The 288-nt window shown below is 67.4% G+C and carries 1 protein-coding gene; it reads left to right on the top strand.

The window, feature by feature from the left end; genetic code table 11:
• Positions 1 to 33: 33 nt before the first annotated feature.
• A partial coding sequence (locus AC5RWT_RS38180; protein ID WP_494084730.1) for a hypothetical protein occupies positions 34 to 288 on the top strand: 255 nt, incomplete at its 3' end.

The raw sequence follows: 288 nt of genomic DNA on the forward strand, positions 1-288 counted from the left end.
GTTCTCAGCGGGGCGCCGGGCTAGGATCGGGGCATGGGTGTGTCGCCAAGGGAATCAACGCGTCGGCGGGGCCGCTACGACGAGGTCCACATCGCTGCCGCCTGCCACGGCATTACTGCGCTGCTCGCCGTGGTTGGCGTCGTCGTCGGTATCACCGCTGTACCCGCAGCGCCCGGCTATGCGGCTGCGGCAGCGCAATCCTGGTGGAACTACGCCGGCGCGCCGGGAGTCCAGGCCGCGCTGCTGGTTTTTGTGGTGAGTCTGACCTTGCTGATGGACTCAACCATG

The sequence above is a fragment of the Arthrobacter sp. Dra40 genome (genome assembly GCF_059091905.1).